At 72.8% G+C, this 19706-nt stretch carries 15 protein-coding genes and 1 pseudogene; 8 read left to right on the top strand and 8 right to left on the bottom strand.

Annotation, left to right across the window (positions count from 1 at the left end):
* Positions 1-16 precede the first annotated feature (16 nt).
* Entirely contained in the window at positions 17-1801 is a 1785-nt protein-coding gene (gcl, locus tag ACZ7OY_RS09405) for a glyoxylate carboligase (protein ID WP_471910835.1), read from the bottom strand.
* 213 nt (positions 1802-2014) lie between these two features.
* Between gcl and ACZ7OY_RS09410 the strand changes: the two genes are divergently transcribed.
* A complete protein-coding gene (locus ACZ7OY_RS09410) occupies positions 2015-2677 on the top strand; it encodes a hypothetical protein (protein WP_471910836.1) in 663 nt (220 codons plus the stop codon).
* 126 nt (positions 2678-2803) lie between these two features.
* Here ACZ7OY_RS09410 and ACZ7OY_RS09415 read toward each other — a convergent pair whose 3' ends face one another.
* Complete coding sequence (locus tag ACZ7OY_RS09415; protein ID WP_471910837.1) at positions 2804-4423, bottom strand: AMP-binding protein; 1620 nt, start codon at positions 4421-4423, stop codon at positions 2804-2806.
* On the bottom strand, positions 4420-6090 hold the full coding sequence (locus tag ACZ7OY_RS09420) for an AMP-binding protein (protein WP_471910838.1): 1671 nt from the start codon (positions 6088-6090) through the stop codon (positions 4420-4422). The genes ACZ7OY_RS09415 and ACZ7OY_RS09420 overlap by 4 nt, the downstream gene beginning before the upstream one ends.
* Before the next feature lie 124 nt (positions 6091-6214).
* Between ACZ7OY_RS09420 and ACZ7OY_RS09425 the strand changes: the two genes are divergently transcribed.
* From ACZ7OY_RS09425 to ACZ7OY_RS09435, 3 genes are all read left to right on the top strand, one after another.
* Complete coding sequence (locus ACZ7OY_RS09425) at positions 6215-7081, top strand: helix-turn-helix transcriptional regulator (RefSeq protein WP_471910839.1); 867 nt, start codon at positions 6215-6217, stop codon at positions 7079-7081.
* 155 nt (positions 7082-7236) lie between these two features.
* Positions 7237-10098 carry a helix-turn-helix transcriptional regulator gene (locus ACZ7OY_RS09430; protein WP_471910840.1) on the top strand — a complete coding sequence of 954 codons (2862 nt, stop codon included), beginning with the start codon at positions 7237-7239 and terminating at the stop codon, positions 10096-10098.
* Positions 10099-10318: 220 nt separating this feature from the next.
* Entirely contained in the window at positions 10319-11110 is a 792-nt protein-coding gene (locus ACZ7OY_RS09435) for a S1 family peptidase (protein ID WP_471910841.1), read from the top strand.
* Between the two features lie 89 nt (positions 11111-11199).
* Here the strand turns inward: ACZ7OY_RS09435 and ACZ7OY_RS09440 are convergent, their stop codons facing one another.
* The gene (locus ACZ7OY_RS09440) at positions 11200-12312 is read right to left on the bottom strand and encodes a winged helix DNA-binding domain-containing protein (protein WP_471910842.1); all 1113 of its coding nucleotides are present in this window, start codon (positions 12310-12312) and stop codon (positions 11200-11202) included.
* A 306-nt stretch (positions 12313-12618) separates the two neighbouring features.
* Between ACZ7OY_RS09440 and ACZ7OY_RS09445 the strand changes: the two genes are divergently transcribed.
* Positions 12619-13776 (top strand): magnesium and cobalt transport protein CorA, encoded by a 1158-nt coding sequence (locus ACZ7OY_RS09445; protein WP_471911204.1) that lies wholly within the window; start codon positions 12619-12621, stop codon positions 13774-13776.
* Positions 13777-13860: 84 nt separating this feature from the next.
* On the opposite strand, the gene ACZ7OY_RS09450 is transcribed toward ACZ7OY_RS09445, so the two are convergent.
* From ACZ7OY_RS09450 to ACZ7OY_RS09465, 4 genes are all read right to left on the bottom strand, one after another.
* Positions 13861-14019, bottom strand: a complete 159-nt coding sequence (locus ACZ7OY_RS09450) for a hypothetical protein (protein ID WP_471910843.1) — start codon at positions 14017-14019, stop codon at positions 13861-13863.
* Between the two features lie 38 nt (positions 14020-14057).
* Positions 14058-15506: a catalase gene (locus ACZ7OY_RS09455; protein ID WP_471910844.1), complete on the bottom strand. Its 1449-nt coding sequence runs from the start codon at positions 15504-15506 to the stop codon at positions 14058-14060.
* A gap of 140 nt (positions 15507-15646) precedes the next feature.
* Positions 15647-16579, bottom strand: a complete 933-nt coding sequence (locus ACZ7OY_RS09460; RefSeq protein WP_471910845.1) for a M48 family metalloprotease — start codon at positions 16577-16579, stop codon at positions 15647-15649.
* Positions 16576-16947, bottom strand: coding sequence for a BlaI/MecI/CopY family transcriptional regulator (locus ACZ7OY_RS09465; RefSeq protein ID WP_471910846.1), 372 nt, complete (start codon positions 16945-16947; stop codon positions 16576-16578). Before ACZ7OY_RS09465 ends, ACZ7OY_RS09460 begins: the two co-directional genes overlap by 4 nt.
* Before the next feature lie 132 nt (positions 16948-17079).
* Here ACZ7OY_RS09465 and ACZ7OY_RS09470 point away from each other — a divergent pair.
* The 3 genes and pseudogenes from ACZ7OY_RS09470 to ACZ7OY_RS09480 all read left to right on the top strand — a co-directional run.
* A pseudogene (locus ACZ7OY_RS09470) lies at positions 17080-17727 on the top strand (DedA family protein); the annotation flags it as partial.
* Between the two features lie 322 nt (positions 17728-18049).
* A complete protein-coding gene (locus ACZ7OY_RS09475; protein ID WP_471910847.1) occupies positions 18050-18799 on the top strand; it encodes a phosphatase PAP2 family protein in 750 nt (249 codons plus the stop codon).
* Positions 18753-19418 carry a response regulator transcription factor gene (locus ACZ7OY_RS09480; RefSeq protein ID WP_471910848.1) on the top strand — a complete coding sequence of 222 codons (666 nt, stop codon included), beginning with the start codon at positions 18753-18755 and terminating at the stop codon, positions 19416-19418. The genes ACZ7OY_RS09475 and ACZ7OY_RS09480 overlap by 47 nt, the downstream gene beginning before the upstream one ends.
* Positions 19419-19706: the final 288 nt, after the last annotated feature.

Here is a 19706-nt window from a genome sequence, read left to right on the forward strand (position 1 = left end):
CCTCCGTGCCGCCCGCTCAGACCTTCAGCGTCCGGATCGAGGTCGGCGCGTGTCCGGGCTCGGTCGCGATCTCCTCGAACTCGACGATGGCACCGATGTCGTTGGTCGTCGACATCGCGATGTTCGTGACGCGCTCCACGATCACCTCGACGACGACGGGCACCCGGTGCTCCGCGGCGAGCCTTTGCGCCTGTGCGAGGGCGGCGCCCAGTTTGCCCGGGTCGGTGACCCGGATCGCCTTGCAGCCGAGCCCCTCGGCGACCCGCACATGGTCGACGCCGTAGCCGCCGAGTTCGGGCGCGTTGATGTTCTCGAACTCCAGATTGACCTGGAAGTCGATGTCGAAGGCCCGCTGCGCCTGGCGGATCAGGCCCAGGTAGGCGTTGTTCACCAGGACGTGCACATAGGGGATGCGGTGCTGTGCGCCGACCGCCAGTTCCTCGACCAGGAACTGGAAGTCGTAGTCCCCGGACAGGGCGACGACGGACGCCTCGGGGTCGGCCCTGGCCACGCCGAGCGCGGCCGGGACGGTCCAGCCGAGCGGCCCCGCCTGCCCGCAGTTGATCCAGTGCCGCGGCCGGTGGACGTGCAGCAGCTGCGCGCCCGCGATCTGCGAGAGGCCGATGGCGGAGACGTACCGGGTCTCCGGGCCGAAGACCTTGTTCATCTCCTCGTAGACGCGCTGCGGCTTGATCGGGACGTCGTCGAAGTGGGTACGGCGTTGCAGGCGTGCCCGCTTCTCCTGGGTGGCGGCGGCCCAGCCGGAACGGTCGGGCAGCCGGCCGGCCGCCGCCAGCTCCCGCGCCACCTCGACGAGCAGGCGCAGGGCGGCCCCGGCGTCGGAGGTGATGCCGTGGTCGGGGGCGAGGATCCGGCCGATCTGGGTGGGCTCGATGTCGATGTGGACGAACGTCCGGCCCGCCGTGTAGACGTCGAGCCTGCCGGTGTGGCGGTTGGCCCAGCGGTTGCCGATGCCGAGGACGAAGTCGGATTCCAGGAAGGTCGCGTTGCCGTAGCGGTGCGAGGTCTGGAGGCCGACCATGCCGGCGTTGAGTTCGTGGTCGTCGGGCAGAACGCCCCAGCCCATCAGGGTCGGCACCACCGGGGTTCCGGTCAGCTCGGCGAACTCGACGAGGAGCCCGGCGGCGTCGGCGCCGACGACCCCGCCGCCCGCGACGATCAGCGGCCGCTCGGAGGCGTTGAGCAGTGCGATCGCCTTCTCGATCTGGGCGCGGGTCGCGGCCGGTCTGTGGACCGGGAGGGGCGCGTAGATCTCCGGGTCGAACTCGATCTCGGTGAGCTGCACGTCGACGGGGAGGTCGACGAGGACCGGGCCGGGGCGGCCGGACCGCATGAGATGGAAGGCCTGCTGGAAGACGCCGGGGACCTGGGCCGCCTCCATTACGGTGACCGCCCACTTGGTCACCGGTCTGGCGACGGAGGCGATGTCGACGGCCTGGAAGTCCTCCTTGTGGATCGCGGAGGTGGGGGCCTGGCCGGTGATGCACAGGATCGGGACCGAGTCGCCGAGGGCGGAGTAGAGCCCGGTGATCATGTCCGTGCCCGCCGGACCCGAGGTGCCGACGCAGACGCCGATGTTGCCCGCCCGGGCGCGGGTGTAGCCCTCGGCCATGTGCGAGGCGCCCTCCACATGGCGGGCGAGGGTGTGACGGATGCCCCCGGAGGCCTTGAGGGCCGCGTAGAAGGGGTTGATGGCGGCGCCGGGGACACCGAACGCGTCGGTGACGCCCTCGCGCTTGAGGATCTCGACTGCCGCACGGGCAGCGGTCATACGGGCCATGGATCACTCCTGCCTCGACTGTCGGATTCGCTCTCCCGTCGCGCCCCGCGAGCTTCCGTCATCCCTCGATATTTCCGCATTGCGGAATACAACTTCTGCTATCTGGAAGCAATGTAGGCGGGTGGAGCGAAGGCGGTCAAGGGACGGACAGGCGGGGCCCTCCTGGAGGACGATGGGGCGCTGTCCCCCTGTGCTGCCGTCCTGGAGCGGTCCATGTCCGAGAGCGTGCCGGTGCGTTGCCCGGCCTGTCGGCGCGAACACCTCTACGCCTCGCCGTCGTATCCGTGCGCGTGCGGAGCGCCGGTGGCCCCGCCGCTGGACCCGCGCGGCACGCCCAGGGCGCTGGCGCACCGGGTCTGGGAGGAACAGTGGGTCACCGTGCGGTGCGCGGCCTGCGGCCGCCGCGGCCAGTGGCCGGCGCCGGAGCTGGGCTGCCCGTGCGGCACGGTGCTGCGCCTCCCGGTCGCGGCCGCCCCCGCCGCCGGTGGGACGCGCCCGGCCTTCCGGCCCGCGCCCATCCGCAACGCGGTGGACGCGGTCACGGCCGCCGCCCGCTATCTGAACGGGCTCGGCTACCGGGACATCCGCCGGGACGGACGACGGCTTCCGGCCGGGATCGCGCTGATCGGCCACGGCCTCGTCGCCCAGGTGGATCCGACGGCGCGCCCGGCGCGCGTACGGGATGTGGAGTGCCTGTGGCTGACGGCCATGGCCGACTCCTCGTCCTGTGCCTACTTCTCGCTCGCGGGGTACGCCGAGGACGCCCGCGGCCGGGCCGACGTCCTGCTCGTCCCCCTCTTCGTCCTCGACCTGCTGGGCACACCGAGGCCGGTGAACGGCCCCGCCGACCGGCTGGACGAGTCGGGGGCGCCCTGACCGTCCGGCCCGGCGCCCCCGCCACCGGCCGCGGAACGCGGGACGCCGGACGCCGGACGCCGGACGCCGGACGCCGGACGCCGGACGCCGGACGCCGGACGCGGGACGCCCGGAAGACGCCGCCGTCTAGGAGACCGCCCCCTCCGTCCACTTCTCCCGCAGTTCGATCTTGCGCACCTTCCCGGACACCGTCATCGGGAAGCCCGCCAGGATCTGGAGCCTGCTCGGGACCTTGTAGTGCGCGAGCCGGTCCGTGCAGAAGGCCCGCAGTTCCTCCAGGGTGAGCGGATCGGCGGGGTCGCTCGGGATGACGCAGGCGAGGACCTCCTCGCCGTACCGCTCGTGCGGCACGCCGACGACCTGGACGTCCTGGATCTTCGGGTGGGCGTAGAGGAACTCCTCGATCTCCCGGGGGTAGATGTTCTCCCCACCCCGGATGATCATGTCCTTGATGCGGCCGACGATCTCGACGTACCCGTCCTCGCGCATCATCGCCAGGTCGCCGGTGTGCATCCAGCGTCCCGCGTCGACGGCCTCGGCGGTCTTCTCCGGCTCGTCCCAGTAGCCGAGCATCACGCTGTAGCCGCGGGTGCACAGTTCGCCCGCGGTGCCGCGCGGCACGGTCACACCGGTCGCCGGGTCGACGACCTTGACCTCGATGTGCGGCAGGACCCGGCCGACGGTGCCGGTGCGGTGTTCGAGGTCGTCGTCCCTGCGGGTCTGGAGCGAGACCGGGGAGGTCTCGGTCATGCCGTAGCAGATCGAGACCTCCGCCATGTGCATCTCGGCGACCACGCGTTTCATCACCTCGACCGGGCAGGGCGAGCCCGCCATGATGCCGGTCCGCAGCGACGACAGGTCGTACGACGCGAAGTCGGGGAGGTTCAGCTCCGCGATGAACATGGTGGGGACGCCGTACAGCGAGGTGCACCGCTCCTGCTCGACGGCCCTCAGGGTCGCCGCCGGGTCGAACGACCGGGCGGGGATCACCATGCACGCACCGTGCGAGGTGGCGGCCAGATTCCCCATCACCATGCCGAAGCAGTGATAGAGCGGGACCGGGATGCAGACCCGGTCCTGTTCCGTGTAGCCGACCGTACGTCCCACCCAGTAGCCGTTGTTGAGGAGGTTGTGGTGGGAGAGCGTGGCGCCCTTCGGGAAGCCGGTGGTGCCCGAGGTGTACTGGATGTTGACGGGGTCGTCACAGCTCAGCTCCGCCTGCGCCGCGGCGACCCGGTCGGGCGCGACGCGTTCGGCGGAGGCCGTGAGGGCGTCCCAGGACGGATCGCCGATGTAGACGACGTCCCGCAACTCGGGGCATTTGTACCGGACTTGGTCGACCAGCGCCCGGTAGTCGCTGCCCTTGTGGGTGAGGGAGGCGACCAGCAGCGCGATGCCGGCCTGGTTCAGCACGTACTCCAACTCGTGTGCGCGGTAAGCAGGGTTGACGTTCACCATGATCACGCCGAGGCGGGCGGTGGCGTACTGGACGAACACCCACTCGGGGCAGTTGACCGCCCAGATGCCCACCCGGTCGCCCTTGGCGATGCCCTGGGCGAGCAGTCCGCGGGCCACCTCGTCGACGGCGGCGCCGAACTCGGCGTAGGTCCAGCGCCGTCCGGACGGCACGTCGACCAGTGCCTCGCGGTCGGGGTGGGCGGCGATCGTCCGGTCGAGGTCGGCCCCGATCGTGGCGCCGAGCAGGGGGACCTCGCCGATCCCGTGGGCGTAGGAAGTCGCGGTCACCGGAAGTCCTCCTCGCGGTACTCGGCGTCCGAGCCGGCGGCCGTGGCCTCGCGCAGCTCGATCCGGCGGATCTTGCCGGAGACGGTCTTGGGCAGGCCGCCGAACTCCAGGCGGCGGATGCGCTTGTAGGGCGCGAGGACCTCGCGCGAGTGCTCGAAGAGCACCTTCGCGGTGTCGGGGCCCGGCTCCCAGCCGTCGGCGAGGACGACGTACGCCTTGGGCACGGCCAGACGCAGCGCGTCCGGCGCGGGCACGACGGCCGCCTCGGCCACCGCCTCGTGCTCCAGCAGGGCGCTCTCCAGCTCGAAGGGGCTGATCTTGTAGTCGGAGGCCTTGAACACGTCGTCCGCGCGCCCCACGTAGGTGATGTAGCCGTCCGCGTCCCGGGCGCCGATGTCGCCGGTGCGGTAGTAACCGCCCGCCATGGCCTCCGCGGTACGGTCCGGGGCGCCGTGGTAGCCGGTCATCAGGCCGACCGGCCGTGCCGACAGGTCGAGCGCGATCTCGCCCTCGGCGACGCCGGGCGCGCCGGACACCGGGTCGAGCAGTTCGACGCGGTAGCCGGGGCAAGGGCGGCCCATGGAACCGGTCTTCAGCGGCTGGCCGGGGCTGTTGGCGACCTGTACGGCGGTCTCGGTCTGGCCGAAGCCGTCCCGGACGGTCACCCCCCAGGCCCGCCGGATCTGCTCGATGACCTCGGGGTTGAGCGGCTCGCCCGCGGCGACGACCTCGCGCGGCGGGGTGCTCAGCCGGGTCAGGTCGGCCTGGATGAGCATCCGCCAGACGGTGGGCGGGGCGCAGAACGTCGTCACGCCGGCCCGGTCCATCTCCGCCATCAGCCGGGCCGCGTCGAAGCGGGTGTAGTTGTGGATGAAGACGGTCGCCTCGGCGTTCCACGGCGCGAACAGGTTCGACCAGGCGTGCTTGGCCCAGCCGGGTGACGAGATGTTCAGGTGCACGTCGCCGGGCTTGAGCCCGATCCAGTACATCGTGGCCAGGTGCCCGATCGGGTACGAGGTGTGGGTGTGCTCGACGAGCTTGGGGCGGGCGGTGGTCCCCGAGGTGAAGTAGAGCATCAGCGGGTCGTCGGCCAGGGTCGGGCCGTCGGGGACGAAGCCGGCGGCCGCGCCGTACAGGTCCTCGTAGGGCAGCCAGCCGAGGGGGGCGCCACCGACGGCGATCCGGGTGTAGGGGCCGGGCACCTCGTCGAACTTGGCGGTGTCCTCGGCCCGCACGACCACGTGCCGGACCCGGCCGCGCTCGACGCGGTCGCGCAGGTCGGCGGGGCCGAGCAGCGGGGTGGCCGGGATGACGACGGCGCGCAGCTTCATGGCGGCCAGGGCCGTCACCCACAGCTCGGCCTGGTTGCCGAGCATGACGAGGATCCGGTCCTCGGCGCGCACCCCCTGCCCGCGCAGCCAGTTCGCGGCCTGGTCGGAGAGCAGGGACAGTTCGGCGAAGGACAGCCGGGTCCCGGAGCCGTCCTCCTCGACGATGTGCAGCGCGGTGCGGTCGTTGCCGCGCGCGATCGCGTCGAACCAGTCGAGCGCCCAGTTGAAATGGGGCGGGCGCGGCCAGGCGAAGCCCTCGTAGGCGGTGGCGTAGTCCTCGCGGTGTTCCAGCAGGAAGTCCCGCGCGCTGCGGAAGAGCTCCGTCGCCGTCGTCATTTGTCCTCCTCGGTGCCGGACCATTGCCGGGCGGCTCTCCGTCATCGTGTAATCCGTGATGCAGGTCTCACTACCCCCGAACGGGGGTGTGTGCAGCAAGGGAGCCACGAAAAGGGGCGAGGACATGGCAGCGAACGCGGCCGGAGCGGCGGAGATCCGCGGCGCGCTGGCCCGGCTGCGCCGTACGACCGGGCTGCCGGTGGCCTTCGGCGGTCTGGTCGACGCCGGGCGGCAGCAGATGCGGATCAGTGAGCTGAGCGGCAACGCGACGCCGGCGCTGCGCGCGCTCGCGGTGAGCTCGGGCAACGGTCTGGGCGGCAAGGCGGTGGCCCTGGCGCGCGCGTGCGCGGTGACGGACTACTCCTCCTCGCGGCAGATCAGCCACGAGTACGACTCCGCGGTCGCCGCCGAGGGGCTGCGCTCGGTGCTGGCGGTGCCGGTGGTGGTACGGCGCCGGGTGCGCGGGGTGCTGTACGGCGCGCTGCGCACGGCCCAGCCGCTGGGCGACCGCATGCTGAGCGCGGCGGTCGAGGCGGCGCGGGACGTGGAGCAGGCGCTGGTGGTGCGGGAGGAGGCGGACCACCTGCTGTCGGCGGCCCGGCCGACCGGGGCCGCGGACCCGGGTGCCGCGGCCGCCTGGGAGCAGATGCGGGAGGCGCACGCGGCGCTGCGCGCGCTGGTGCCGCGGATCACGGATCCGGTGCTGCGGGCCGAGCTGCTGGCCGCCTGCGGGCTGCTGACGCCCTCGCCCGCGGCGGGCACCCCGGGGGGTCCCCGAGGGGGTACGAGTGGCTCGGCGCGGCTGACGCCCCGGGAGGTGGACGTGCTGGTGTGGGTGGCGGCCGGGGCGACGAACGGGGTGGCCGCGGAGCGGCTGGGGCTACGCTCGGAGACGGTGAAGGGCTACCTCAGGTCGGCGATGCGCAAGCTGGGCGCGCACACCCGGGGGGAGGCGGTGGCGGCGGCCCGCCGGACGGGGGTGCTGCCTTAAGGGATCATGATCTACCGACTCCACCAAGGGATCGTAAAATCGTCGAGTTTCGGACAAAATGACGCCGTTTCATTCATGTGTCCGGGTTGTGAATTTCTCCATGCATCGCCATTTGTTATATCCCTCACCACTCAGTCCGTCCGAATTTCAAAGGGATGTTGCCTAGAATTTGGTACGGACACGACACACGGAGGGGAGCGGTAACCGTGCGACGGGACTTCCAGGAGCCTGCCCGATGCCGCCCCGACCTGGTCATCGGCAGGGAGGACCTGTTCACGGCCGCCCGTGAGCAGCTCGGCCGCTCCGGCAGCGTGCTCCTGCACGGGCCTGCCGGAATAGGGAAATCGACCGTGCTCCAGGCATTGGCCGCGGAATACTCGCAGGTGGCCCACACCGTCTTGCGCTGCTCCGCGACGGAGTCAGAATCCCACCTTCCGTTTCTCGCCCTGGCCGACCTCCTCGGACTGGCTCTCGACCAGGTCTCCGACAAGCTGCCCGCCGCCCAGCGCACCGCGCTGGAGTCGGCGATCACCGGCCGCGGGGAGTCCACCCTCCAGCGTGACGGCCTCGCCCTGCGCCTCGCCGTGCTCTCGGCGCTGCGCGCCCTCGCCACCGACGGCCCCCTCCTGATCGTCGCCGACGACCTCCAGTGGCTGGATTCGGCCAGCGCCGAACTCCTCGGCTTCGCCGCCCGCCGCCTCGGCGACACCCCGGTGCAGATGCTCTGCGCGGTCCGGACCGAGGGCCAGGAGTACGACCGCCATCTACGCGCGTCCCCGCCCGACACCGTCGCCATCCGCCTCAACCCGCTCTCGCGGGCCCAGGTCTCCGAGCTGCTCGACGACCGCGGCTACACCGACCTGCCCCGCTCCACGGTCCGCGAGATCCACCGCACCAGCGGCGGCAACCCGCTGTTCGCGCTCGAGCTGGGCCGGGCTCTCGGCGAGAACCCCACCCCGCCCCGCCCCGGCGAGCCGCTGCCGGTGCCCACCTCCCTGCGGGCCCTGGTCCTGCACCGGCTCGGCATGCTCTCCGACGACGTCCGCCGCACCCTGCTGGTGGCCAGCGCCGGCGCCCGCCCCACCCTGTCCCTGCTGCTGGCCGCGGGCCGCGAGAACGCCGAGGCGGAGACCGCACAGGCCGCGCGGCTCGGCCTGCTGGCGACGGAGCCGGAGGGCCCGGCCGTACGGTTCGCGCATCCGCTGATCTCCGCCGCGCTGTACGCGGAGGCGCCCGCCCAGGACCGCCGGGCCGCGCACGCGGCGCTGTCCACCGCGGCCTCCGACCCGATCGAGCGGGCCCGGCACCTGGCCCTGGCGACCACCGGCACCGACCCGGACGTGGCCGCCCGGCTGGCCGGCGCCGCCGCGCTGGCCCGGGACCGCGGCGCCCCGTCGGTCGCCGCGTCCCTCGGACTGCTCGCCGCCCGCCACACCCCGGCCGGCGCCACCCCCGGCCCGGACGACCGGCGGTTGCAGGCGGCCGAGGACGCGATCACGGCCGGCGAGGTGGAGCTCGCCCGGGACATCGCGCACGAGGTGCTGACCCGGGCCACCGTGCCCGCCGAACGGGTACGGGCCTGGATGATCGTCATCGAGGCGGCCGGACAGGCCCTCGGCGAGGTCGACGCCGTCTTCCCGCAGGTGCTGGTCGACGCGGGCGAGGACCCCAAGCTGCTCGCCCTGGTCCACTACCAGCTGGCCTGGCGCGGCCTGGTCGTCGAGGGCGACTTCTCCGAGGCCCGCACCGAGGCCGCGCACGCGGCGGAGCTCGCCGCGACCGCAGGCGACCGGCGCACCGAGCTCATGGCGCTGTCCTTCCAGGCCTCGACCGAGACCCTGATGGGCCACGCGGACGCCCCCGTGACCATCAAGCGGGCGCTCAAGGAGCCCCAGGACCCGTATGTGGCCTGCCACCACAACGGCGCGGGAGCGGCCCGGTTCCGCTGGCTGCTGATGAGCGATCAGCTGCCCGAGGCCCGCAGCACCATCACCGCGCTGCTGCGCGAGGTGCAGCGGCGCGGCATGGTCGAGAGCGAGGTGCACTTCCAGCGCTTCCTGGCCGAGACCGAGCTGCGCTCCGGCCACTGCGGACGGGCCCTGGACCTGGCCCGCGAGAGCCTGCGGCTGGCCCGCGACTCCGGGATCGGGCTCGGCGCCTCGGCGATGCTCGCCTCCCTCGCGGAGGCCTCCGGCGGTGACGTGGACCAGGCGCTGGAGCTGGCCCGGGAGGCGGCCGAGCGGGCCGAGGAGGACGGCGACCAGATGTACCTCTCCCGGGCCCTGGCCGCCTTCGGGTACGCCCAGCTGGTGGCCGGGGACGCGGCGGGCACGGTCCGTTCGCTGCGCCGGGTGCGCGAGCTGGAGTCCGGGCTCGGCATCATCGACCCGGCGCGCGGCCGCTGGCAGAGCGACCTCGCCGAGGCCCTCGTACGGATCGGGGAGCCGGGCGAGGCGCAGGAGCTGATCGACGTCTCCCGCGCGCACGCGCTGCGGCTGGGCCGGGAGAGCGTGCTGGCCGTACTGGACCGTTCTGAGGCGCTGGTGCGGGCGGCCCGCGGCGACCAGGAGGCCGCGCTCTCGCAGCTGACGTCCGTTCAGGACCGGCTCGCCAAGCTGGGATACGGCCTGGAGGAGGCGCGGGCCGCGTTCGCGCTGGCCCGGCTGCGCACCCTCAGGCCGGGGCCGACGTCGTACGACGAGGCCGCCCGGCTGTTCCGGCGCTGCCGCGCGCTGCCGTGGCTGCGGCAGGTGGACGCGGCGTCCGCCGCGGAGCCGGAGGACGCGGCCGTCGACGCCCCGCGGGACCCCGCGCTGGACGCGCTGGAGGGCCTCGCCGCGATGGAGCGTCAGGTCGCCGCACTGGTCATGGAGGGCGCCACCAACCGGGAGATCGCCGCCCGGCTGTACATCAGCGTCAAGACGGTCGAGGCGACGCTGACCCGGGTCTACCGCAAGCTGGGGATCCGCTCGCGGGTGGACATCGTCCGGCTGGCGGCGGGGCGCCGCGCGAAGTGAGCGCGGCGCGGGTTTACTGCACTGGCGGGTTTGCCGAGGGACCATCGAGGGTTTTCCCTGCCCAACTCCCTTAGGGGGTTCCCTCATTGGGAGGCGGCTGCACCGGGTCCTAGTTTTTGGGGTGTGCCGCACGCCCAGGCACACGAGGGTCGGTCCCGCGACCCCCGTGCACCCCCCACGCCCGCGCGCCCCCCACCGGCATCCCCCACTGAGGAGACTCATGTTCGGGCTCAACCGCGCACACAGAGCCGCCGCCGTCGTCGCGGCGGCGGCCGCCGCCGTCACCACCGCGTTGCTCAGCGCCCCCACCGCTGTCGCCGCGCCCCAGCCCATCGTCGGCGGCACCACGACCACCACGACCGCGTACCCGTTCATGATGCAGATCACCGACGCCTCGCAGAACCAGTTCTGCGGCGGGACCCTGGTGTCGGCGACCAAGGTGGTCACGGCCGCGCACTGCATGGTCGGCGAGAGCACCGGCAGCGTCCGGGTGGTCGGCGGCCGCACCTACCTCAACGGCACCAACGGCACGGTCAGCAAGGTCAGCAAGATCTGGATCAACCCGTCCTACACGGACGCCACCAACGGCGACGACGTCGCCGTGCTGACCCTGGCGACCTCGATGCCGTACACGACGGCGTCGTACGTCGCCTCCTCCCAGACCGGCGTGTACGCGGCCGGCACCACGGCCCGCATCCTGGGCTGGGGCACCACCTCGGAGAGCGGGAGCTCCTCCAACCAGCTGCGGACCGCGACCGTGCCGATCGTGTCCGACTCCAGCTGCAAGAGCTCCTACGGTTCGGACTTCGTCCAGACCGACATGGTTTGCGCCGGATACACCTCCGGCGGCGTAGACACCTGCCAGGGCGACAGCGGCGGTCCCCTGCTCATCGGGGGCGTCCTGGCAGGGATCACTTCTTGGGGCGAGGGCTGCGCGGAGGCCGGTTACCCGGGTGTCTACACCCGGCTGACCACCTTCTCCAGCCTGGTGACCGCACAGGTCAACTCGTGACCCGGAAGGTTTCCTGAGCACCCCTCAGGTGAAGACCGGGGGCGTTGCGAGCTACCACGAGCAGCCCGCAACGCCCCCTATCCATGCGCTCACCCCGGTACGACGGTCCCGAACCGCACGCCGCCCGCGCTCTCCGGATGCATGAGCGCGAGCAGCCGCTCCCCCTCCGCGACGACCTCGTCCCGCAGGGCCCTGCCGAGCGTGCCGAAGAGCTCCACGACCAGGCCGTCGTCGGCCGGCTTCCACACCCCGGCGAGGAAGCCGTCGACGAGGAGGGTGCAGTACGCCTGGTTGCCCCGCCAGCTGCGCCCCCACAGCTCCCGCGGTACGACCCGGGTGCGGTCGGCGTGGGAGAGCAGCAGGTTGTCGAACTCGGGCAGGAAGCGCGGCGGGGCCGGGGTGTCCGGGTCGGGCCGGGGCGCGTCGGGCAGGTCGAAGAGCTCGGCGCCGCTCTCGTCCCGGAACGTGACGAGCCGCGGCCTGAGCCGCTCGAAGACCTCCCGCAGCCGGGTCAGCCCGGCCCAGGTCTGCATGTCCTTCACGGAGGCCGGTCCGAAGGCGGCGAGGTAGCGCAGGACGACCGCCTCGGCCGCCGGGGCGGGCTCGGCGGGCCGGCCGAGCCAGCGCTCGGCCGTGGTGAGCGCGACCTGACCGCTGCGTCCCCACAGCCCGCGCGGGGTGACCTGGACGAGCGGCAGCCGGCAGCGCGCGGCGACCGCCAGGGCCTGCGGGTCGGCGTCCGGCCACTGCGCGAGCAGCGCCTCGCGCAGCTCCTTCATGGTGCGCGGCGCGTCCTCGACCAGCTCGCGGGCGAGGGAGGACAGCCGGTCGAGGTCGACGCCGGTGAGCCCCTTGCGGAAGTTCGTCAGCTCCCGGTCGCGGGCGGGCTGGACGAAGGGCCGCAGGGTGAGGCAGTCGGCGGCGGTGTGGGTGTGGATCGTGGAGCGCATGGTGACGATCCGGACGACCTCTCGAGCGGCCATGGCACCCGAGAGCTCCTGCGGGGTGAAGCCGTCGAGGCGGGCGGCGAGCGCGTAGTACGGCGGCTTGACGTTCTGCGCCTGGAGACCGAGCAGGTGCTCGATCGCCGCCCCGGCGGACAGCGGTGAGCGGCGCAGGAGCAGCTGCCGGTCGAGGGTCGCCCGGTTGAGGGCGCGGACGCCGAGCACAGGGGCGGTCGCGGACGCCGTCGTCTTCGTCATGCCCCGCACGCTAGCGCCGCTTGCGGACACCTGCGGTCCGCAATCCGGCCGCGCCCACCGGCCGGCGCCGGGCCGCGGGCGCACTCGACGGCACTCGAAGGCCCTCCAAGGCCCTCGAAGGCACTCGAAAGCGCCCACGCCACGCCCATGCCGTTTGCCCCGTATATCCTGCTACGTGATCTCACAAGGACAGCGGGGAAGACGAAGAGGACAGAAAGGAACCGGGAACACGACGCGAACCGTGCCCGCAGCGCACACCGCGCCCGTGGATCACGCAGCCGAAGGCTCGACCGAGAGGCAGCCATGATGCCCGAGCGACGCCACGCAGCCGCCGGAGCCAGGAAGCCCGTCTGGCGCCGCCCCCTGCCGCCACGCCCGCCGCAGCCGCCGGCGCCCGCGCCGTCGGCCCGCCCCCCGGGCCCCGGGCCGACCCCCGCGGAGGCGGGCAGCATCGTCGAGGCGGCCCTGTACCGCGACGGCGTCCGGGTCTCCTCCCCCGGCTCGCTGGCGGAGACCTTCCGGGAGTTGCGCGAGCAGCCGTCCGGCATGGCGTGGATCGGTCTGGCCCGCCCGACCGAGGGCGAACTGCTCTCCCTGGCCTCGGAGTTCGACCTCCATCCGCTCTCCGTCGAGGACGCCCTCGAGGCCCACCAGCGGCCGAAGCTGGAGCGTTACGGCGACACGCTGTTCGTCGTCCTGCGCGCCGCCCGCTACCTCGACGCCCCCGAGGAGGTCGACTTCGGCGAACTGCACGTCTTCGTCGGCCCCGACTTCGTCATCACCGTCCGCCATGGCGCCGCCCCCAACCTCTCCGCGGTCCGCCGCCGCATGGAGGACACCCCCGACCTGCTGAAACTTGGACCGGAGGCGGTGCTGTACGCCATCCTCGACGCGGTGGTCGACGGCTACGCCCCGGTCGTCGCCGGGGTCCAGAACGACATCGACGAGATCGAGACGGAGGTCTTCCGCGGCGACCCCGAGGTCTCCCGCCGGATCTACGAACTCTCCCGCGAGATGGTCGAGTTCCAGCGCGCCACCCGCCCGCTCGTGGGCATGCTGCACGGTCTGATGGCCGGGTTCGCCAAGTACGGCACGGACGAGGAACTCCAGCGCTACCTCCGCGACGTGGCCGACCACGTCACGCACACCAGCGAACGCGTCGACAGCTTCCGCCAGGCCCTCCAGGACATCCTCACGGTGAACGCCACCCTGGTCACCCAGCAACAGAACGCGGAGATGCGGGCGTTGGCGGAGGCGGGGTTCGAACAGAACGAGGAGATCAAGAAGATCTCCTCGTGGGCGGCCATCCTGTTCGCGCCGACCCTGGTCGGCACGATCTACGGCATGAACTTCAGCCACATGCCGGAGCTGCACTGGGTGTTCGGATATCCCTTCGCGATCATCCTGATGGCGGTCGTGTGCACCAGCCTGTACTTCGTCTTCAAACGGAAGCACTGGCTCTGAGCAGCCGGCCGGCGGGGCCGCGTCCGTGCCGACTGCTCCGTCACGGTGACGATCGGCCCGACGGGTCGCGATCCGCGGCGGGCGTCAGGAGGTGTCCTCGGCCGGGGTGTCGTGCTCGGCCTTGCGCTCGGCCTTCTCCCGTACGTCGCGCGGTGTCGGTGCGGTGACGCTGCGCTGCTCGGCGGACCGTTCCCGGGTCTGCTCGTCGGTCTGGCGTGTGTCGCGCCTGTCGGGGGTCTGCATGGGATTCTCCTCTCGGGTCCGCTGATCTCCGTGCGGTGCTAGGCCTTCGCCCGCACGCCGTCGGCGATGCGCTTGCCGATGGTCTCGTCGATGTTCGACCAGTAGGTGAAGGCGCGTTCCAGGACCGGCTCGCTCACCCCGTCGAGCAGGTGCCCGACGACGTTGTCGACCAGCCGGTCGCGGGCCGCGTCGTCCATCACCTCGCGCACCAGGGTGCCGGGCTGCCCCCAGTCGTCGTCCTGCGGGTGGGAGACGTAGGCGGCACGGGTGATCTCGCCGTCCGCCGCCCAGCTGGGCGGGCTTCCGTAGCGGGCCGTGTCGGCGGCCGGGCCGCCCTTGGAGTTCGGGGCGTAGACGGGGTCGGTCGTCCTCCGGTAGGCCATCGCGCCGTCCTTGGAGTAGGTGTGGACGTCGACGACGGGCGCGTTGACGGGAAGCTGCTGGTAGTTGCCGCCGATCCGGTGGCGGTGCGCGTCCGCGTACGAGAACAGCCGGGCCAGCAGCATCCGGTCCGGGCTGGGCCCGATGCCGGGGACGAGGTTGTTCGGCTGGAAGGCCGCCTGCTCGATCTCCGCGTGGTGGTCGGTCGGGTTGCGGTCGAGCGTCATCCGGCCGACCGGGATGAGCGGGTAGTCGCCGTGCGGCCACACCTTGGTGAGGTCGAAGGGGTTGAACCGGTAGCCCGCCGCGTCCTCGTACGGCATGACCTGCATCTGCAGGGTCCAGCTGGGGAAGTCCCCGTCACGGATGTGCTCGAAGAGGTCACGCGTGTGGTAGTCCGTGTCGACGGCTGCCATCTGATCGGCCTCGTGCTGGGTGAAGAACTCGATGCCCTGATCGGTCTTGAAGTGGTACTTCACCCAGAACCGCTCGCCGTCGGCGTTGATCCACATGTACGTGTGCGACGAGTAGCCGTTCATGTGCCGCCAGGTCCGCGGGACGCCGCGGTCCCCCATCAGCCAGGTGACCTGGTGGGCGGACTCCGGCGAGAGCGTCCAGAAGTCCCACTGCATGTCGTGGTCGCGCAGGTTGTTGTCCGCGCGGCGCTTCTGGGACCGGATGAAGTGCTGGAACTTCATCGGGTCCTTGACGAAGAAGACCGGCGTGTTGTTGCCGACCATGTCGTAATTGCCTTCGCCGGTGTAGAACTTCACCGCGAAGCCGCGCGGGTCGCGCCAGGTGTCCGGGCTGCCCCGTTCCCCCGCCACGGTCGAGAACCGGATCACCAGGTCGGTGCGCGTGCCCGGCTGGAACACGGCCGCCTTGGTGTAGCGGCTCACGTCGTGGGTCACTTCGAAGTGGCCGAACGCACCGCTTCCCTTCGCGTGCGGCTGGCGCTCGGGGATGCGCTCCCGGTTGAACTGGGCCATCTGCTCGATCAGATAGGCGTCCTGCAGCAGGATCGGTCCGCCGGGGCCGACGGTCAGTGAGTGTTCGTCGCTCTCCGCCGGTGCCCCGGAGTCGGTCGTGGTGTGGATCTCGGTCATGACGCTCCTTCTTCCCCCGGGTTCGTCCGTCGGGTCCGGTCGGGTCCCATAAGGCGCGTGACCCCGGGCGGCGGCGTCAAACGTCCTGCGCGCCTCTTCTCCCGGAAACCCGGTCGTCGAACGGGTGGAGAGGACAGGGGTCAGCGGGTCGCTTCGCCCTGGGCGATCTCGATCTCGTGGTGGAAGTCCAGGACGCCGGCCGACGCCGCGGTGCCGGACAGGAGCGCGCAGGCGACCAGCAGGAGGGCGACGCGGTGCGGCACGCGGGAGGGGCGGCCGGGCGGGGTGAGGAGGGCGGCGACCCGCTGCGGGACGGGACCGGTCGCCGCCGCGGCCGCGAAGTCCGGGCGGGGCGAGGGGGCGGCGTGGCCCGCCAGGGCGGCGCGCGCGATGGCGTGGGCGGTCAGGCGCCGGTCGCCGACCGCGCTCGCCGCGGCCTCGTCGGCGGCGCGCTCGGCGGCCAGGCGGATCGCCTCACGGGCCGGGCGCAGCGCGGGATGGCAGTGCGCGGCGAGTTCGGCGGCGGCGAGGAAGTAGTGGTGTCCGCCGGCGTTGTGCGCGCGCTCGTGGGCGAAGAGGGCGTCGCGCTCCCTGGGGCCAAGGCTGCGCAGCATCGCGGTGGTGACGACGATGCGGTGCGGGCGGCCGGGCAGGGCGTAGGCGTCCGGGTGGGGGGAGTCGACCACGCAGAGGTCGCCCGCGGCGGGGCGCCGGCCGGCCTGTCGGCGGGCGACGCGGAACGCCCTGGACTGGCGCAGTGCGGTGCGCACGAGCGTGACGGCGCCGAGGGTCAGCGCGCCGGTGGCCAGCGCGGCGGCGGGGACGACGACGAGGTCGGAGGGGGCGTTCAGCGGGTGGACCAGTTCGCCGAGCGCGGCGAAGGCGGGCACCCGGAGCACTCCGGTCAGGACCAGGGCGCCCAGCGAGGCCACGCAGGCGCCCGCGAGCACCAGGGCGCAGACGGTGAGGGTCCACAGCGCGACGACGGGACGTGCCCCCTCCAGGGCACGCCGGGCCAGCGGCGGCGCCGCGAAGGGCAGCAGCAGGGGCGCGATCAGCAGGCTGACGATCATGCCTCGTCCGCCTCCAGGAGCTGGCGCAGCACGCGCTCGTCGTCCGGGCCCAGCTGGGCGACGAAGCGGGCGAGGACCGTCTCACGGTCGCTGTCGCGGTCGAGCTCGGTGTGCATCCGGCGGGCGGTCAGACCCTGGGGGTCCTGGGCCGGGTGGTAGGCGAAGCCGCGGCCCTGCCGCTCCCGCTGCACGACGCCCTTCTCGTGCAGTCTGGTCAGGATCGTCGTCACGGTCGTACGGGCCAGGCCGGAGTCGAGGTCGAGTTGTACCTGCACCGCCGTGAGCGGCAGGTCCGCGGCCCACAGCACGGCCATGACGGCGGCCTCCAGCTCACCCGCCGGCCGACGTTCGTCCTTGGCCTCGGTCATGGGAACGATCCTCCCCCCACATTCGTCTACAGTGTCGTAGACCGTCTACATCATTGTAGTCAATCGAGCAGTTGTTCACGCGGTCGTACAAGCAGTCGTCCCCGCTGTCACCCACCGGAAGGCCTCACGTCGATGACCACCTCACTCCACCTATCGTCGCAGCTCGCTGTCAACGTGCTCGACGCCCGGTCGCTGCTGGCCGCCTTCGGGGTGCTCGGCGTGGGCGTGGTGCTGTTCGCCGAGACGGGGCTGCTGATCGGCTTCTTCCTGCCCGGCGACTCCCTGCTGTTCACCGCGGGTCTGCTGTGCTCCGGCAGCGCGGACCGCGGGGTGAAGCTGTCGCTGGGACCGCTGCTGGTGGTCGCGGCGGTGGGCGCGCTGGCCGGTTCGCAGGTCGGCTATCTGCTCGGCCGGAAGGCGGGCGGGACCCTGCTGGCCCGCACCCGCTCGGCGCGGCTGCGCGAGGGCGCCGAGCGCGCGGAGGAGCTGCTGGAGCGGTACGGGTACGCGAAGGCGATCCTCCTGGCCAGATTCGTGCCGGTGGTGCGGACCGTGCTCAACCCGGTCGCCGGCGCGCTGAACGTGCCGGGGCGGGTCTTCACCGTGTGGCAGGTGGCCGGCGGGCTGGTCTGGACGCTGGGCCTGACCCTCGCGGGGTACGCGCTCGGCTCCTCGGTCCCGAACGTCGACCACTATCTGCTCCCCCTGGTCGCGCTGATCGTCGCGGTGTCCCTGCTCCCGCTCGCCGCGGAGCTGTACCGCGGCCGACGGGCCGCGCGCACGGGCTACGGCTCGGGGGCGGGCTCGGACTCGGGGGCGGGGGCGGGGGCCGTCGGCGGTACGACGCCCATCGGGTCGGACGGCGGTACGACGGCCGCGCGGACGGACGGTACGAGGGACGGGCGGACGGACGGTACGAGGGACGGGCGGACGGACGGTACGAGGGACGGGCGGACGGACGGTACGAGGGACGGGCGGACGGACGGTACGGGGGCTGCGCGCACCGACGGCTCGGCGGACGGTCCGACGGACGGGCGGACCGGCGCGAAGGCGACGGAGTGGTGAGGGGCCCGGCCCCGCTCCGCAGGCCGGGGACCGTGTCGTGAGGCGCGCGGACGTCACCGAGCTGTCGGGCAGCGTGGCCCTCGGCGCCTGGACCGCGTTCGGCCTGCTGACCCTGGCAGTGGTCGGCGCCGACGGCGCCCCACTGTTCCTGGACGACACGCTGCACGCCTGGTCGCTGGCCCACCGCCCGGACGTGGCGGTGGCCGTCGCCCGCGCGCTGACCGCCACCGGGACCGGCGTGATCGCCTACCTGCTCGCCGCGCTGGCCGGGGTGCTGGCCGGCCGCACCCCGCGGCAGCGGCTGACCGGCGTCGTGCTCGCCGTCGGCTGTCTCGCCACCGGCCAGCTGCTGCGGTACACCGTGATGGTCCTGGTGCACCGGCCGCGACCGCCGCGCCAGGACTGGGTGACACACGCCTCGGGCTGGTCCTTCCCCTCCGGCCACACCACCACGGCGACACTGACGGCCGGACTGCTGATACTCGCGCTGACCATGTCCGCCCCGCGCGGCGGCACCGCGCTGCGCGTCGCCGTCGGCTGCTGGGGCGCGCTGGTCGGCCTGACCCGCGTCTACCTCGGCGTCCACTGGTTCACCGACGTCGTCGGCGGCTGGCTCCTCGGCCTGGGCTGGCTCGGGCTGTGCCTGTGCGCGATATCGCGGTGGCTGCCCGCCCGCTTCCTCCCCCGCCCGCCCTCGGCCGCCCCCGGACACCCCGGCCGCCACACCCTGCAGGAGGACCATGAATCCCCGCGTCCTGGTCGTCGAGGACGATCACGCCCTGCGTGACGTGCTGGTGCGCGGACTGCGGGAGGAGGAGTTCCGTCCCGTGCCCGCCGCCGACGGCGCCACCGCCCTGCGGCTGGCCGACGCCGGCGGGCTGGCCGCGGCCGTACTGGACGTCGGGCTGCCCGACGCGGACGGGCGGGACGTGTGCCAGGCGATGCGGGCCAACGGTTTCGCCGCCCCCGTGCTGTTCCTGACCGCGCACCACGGGCTCACCGACCGGCTGTCGGGGTTCTCCGCGGGCGGCGACGACTATCTGCCGAAGCCGTTCCACCTCGCCGAGCTCGCCGCCCGGCTGCGGGCCGCCGTCCGCCGCGCCGGACCCGCGCCGAGCGCCGTGGCCGGAGACCTGGTCCTGGACGCCGTACGGCACACGGTCACGGTGCACGGCAACCGCGTCGAGCTGACCCCGACCGAGTTCCGGCTGCTGGCCGCGCTCATGTCCGCGGCCGGGGACATCGTGCGCCGGCGTGAGCTGGTCCGGGCGGGGTGGCCGGAAGGTGCGCAGGTCAGCGACAACACGCTCGACCAGTACCTGACCCGGCTGCGCCGCAAGCTGCGCGACGCGGGCAGCCGGCTCACCGTCACCACCGCCCGCGGCATCGGTCACCGCCTGTCGTGAGAGGCCCGCTCCCCCACCGCCTGGCACCGCGCACCCTGCGCGGCCGCCTCTCCCTGGTCGCGCTCACCACCGCGGCCCTGCTGATGACGATCCTGACCGTGGTGTTCAACACGGTCGTGCGGCACCACCTCCGGGCCCAGGCGGACGACGAGCTGCGCGCCCGCGCGGCCGCCGTCGCCACCACCGTCGACACCGGCGGCCGTACCGTGCGTGTCCTGGAGGCGTCCGACGACGGACTCCTCGACAGCAACGTGTGGATCTACGCCGGACCCACGACGGTCGAACAGC

The sequence above is a fragment of the Streptomyces sp. NPDC107559 genome (assembly GCF_055657365.1).